This window comes from Trebonia sp. (assembly GCF_049794275.1).
GTDB lineage: Bacteria > Actinomycetota > Actinomycetes > Streptosporangiales > Streptosporangiaceae > Trebonia.
Genome location: NZ_JBARCR010001279.1, coordinates 1 through 2372, shown reverse-complemented (window position 1 = coordinate 2372; position 2372 = coordinate 1). Strand labels below are relative to the sequence as shown.

Genomic DNA, 2372 nt, shown 5'->3' with positions numbered 1-2372 from the left:
ACTGGGAGCCGAAGAAGGTCTTCCACGCGATGGCGGCCAGGTATCAGCGGCCCTGATGGCACGTAGATGATCCTCGCAGGTAGACACAGGAGCAAGATGGGCAACCTGATTCGGGCGTGACGCCAGGTCCGGCGTTCGGGACCCGGCGGCCAGCCGGATTTCCATGATCACGAAAGAAAAATTTCCTATACGCACAATTTTCTTTCGTGATCATGAATGCGATTCCGGGCTTTGACCTGTGCCGCCCATCTCCGGCTCAGCAAGCGCCTGGCCTGGCGTCGACAGGCCGGGCGGCCGGGCGCAAGATGTCTGCCATGACTGACGTGGAAACGACCGCTGTGCTCGTGGCGGGCGGCGGGCCCGCCGGGCTGGCGGCCGCGACCGAGCTAGCCGCCAGGGGCATCGGCTGCCTCGTCATCGAGCCGCGGCCGGAGGTGTCGCACAAGCGGCCGCGGGCCAAGACCTCGAGCGTCCGGACGATGGAGCTGCTGCGCCGGTGGGGCCTCGCGGACAAGGTGCGCGCCGTGGCCCCGCTCAAAGTCGAATGGTCGCAGCGGGTCACGTTCTGCGAATCGCTGTCCGGCAACCGGATCACCGACTTCGACGGCGCCTTCGGGCTCACCACGCAGCGCGACGACCGGTTTCCCGAGCCCGGCCAGCAGGTCCCTCAGCCGGTCGTCGAGGAGGTGCTCCGCGCCCACCTCGCCACGCAGCCCCGCGCCGGGCTGCGCCTCGGCCACGCGGTCACCGGGCTCACCGAGCACGACGACGCCGTGACGGTCACCGTCCGCGACGAGACCGGCCGCCCCTACCAGGTCCGCGCCGGATACGTGGTCGGCTGTGACGGCTACGGCGGCGTGACCCGCGACGCGATCGGCGCGCGTTACGAGGGGAAATCCGATCCGCGGCCGAACTTCAACGTCGTCTTCCGCGCGCCCCGCCTCGACACCCCGCTCGGCCGGGCCGTGCAGTACTGGACGCTCACCGCCGCCACCCAGGGTCTGATGGGGCGGCTCGACCTGGACGGCACGTGGTGGGCGATCATGCCGGGCATCACCGCGGACTACGGCGCCGCGCACGCCGCCGAGCTGATCACCGGCCTGGTGGGCGCGCCGGTCGAGCATGAGCTGCTCGCCTCCGACCCGTGGACCGCACGGGTGCTCGTCGCGGACCGGTTCGCTACCCGGCGGGTCTTCCTGGCCGGCGAGAGCGCGCACGTGAACCCGCCGTACGGCGGCCACGGGTACAACACCAGCATCGGCGACGCGGTGAACATCGCGTGGAAGCTCGCGTTCGTGCTGCGCGGCTGGGCGCCCCCCGCGCTGCTCGACAGCTACGAGGCGGAACGCCGAGGCGTGGTGGCGGAGACGGTGGCCAGCGCGGCGGCCAACATGCGCGCGCTGCCCGCCGACCTGGCCGCGGACGCCGCGGCGATCCAGCGGGTGAAGTCGCCGGAGTTCCACAACCTGGGCCTGGTGCTCGGCTACTCCTATGCGGGCTCGCCGGTGGTGCAGCCCGGCGGCGGCGCCGCGGTCGCCGACGTGGGCCGCTACACCCCGTCGGCCGAGCCGGGTGCCCGGCTGCCGCACTGCTGGCTGCCGGACGGCACGTCGCTGTACGACTCGCTCGGCGCCGGGTTCACGCTGGTCACGCCGGCCGGAGCCGCCGCCGCTTCCGTTCTCGATTTGTCAGAACGGGCCCGTGCGCTGCCTGTCCCCCTCACCGTGATCGCGGCCCCCGCGGACTACCCCTGGCAGGAGTTCCTGCTGGTGCGGCCCGATCAGCACATCGCGTGGCGGGCCGGCGACCCGGCGGGCATCGACCTCGCGGCGGCAGTGGGCAACGTCACGCGCGCCTAACCGGACTGGGCGGTCCCGGCACATACCATGAATGACAAGGGGAAAGGGAGGGAGAAACCGCCCATGCCCGGTGCTCTTGACGCACGCGACCGGTCCGCAGCGCTGCAGAAGCTGGCCGCTGGCCCGCTCGATGTCCTGGTGGTGGGCGGCGGCATCACCGGTGCGGGGGCCGCGCTGGACGCCGCGTCCCGGGGCCTGCGGGTGGGTCTGGTCGAGTCCCGTGACCTCGCCGCCGGCACGTCGAGCCGGTCGAGCAAGCTGATCCACGGCGGCCTGCGGTACCTGGAGCAGGGCGACTTCAAGCTGGTGCGGGAGGCGCTGCGGGAACGCGACCTGCTCGTCACCAGGCTCGCGCCGCACCTGGTCAGGCCGGTGCCGTTCCTCTATCCGCTGTACCGGAAGGTCGTGGAGCGGCCGTACGTGAGCGCCGGCCTGGTCATCTATGACGCGATGGAGGGCGCCAGGCGCCCGGTCCCGCACCACCGGCACCTTAGCGCGCGCGGCGCGCTGCGC

At 71.9% G+C, this 2372-nt stretch carries 2 protein-coding genes; both read left to right on the top strand.

Translation table 11 applies throughout. The annotated features are described in order from the left end of the window. Positions 1–314 precede the first annotated feature (314 nt). The gene (locus WA805_RS31135) at positions 315–1859 is read left to right on the top strand and encodes an FAD-dependent monooxygenase (protein WP_425244124.1); all 1545 of its coding nucleotides are present in this window, start codon (positions 315–317) and stop codon (positions 1857–1859) included. A 63-nt stretch (positions 1860–1922) separates the two neighbouring features. Then, the coding region (locus tag WA805_RS31130) for an FAD-dependent oxidoreductase (RefSeq protein ID WP_425244123.1) at positions 1923–2372 on the top strand (450 nt) is incomplete at its 3' end.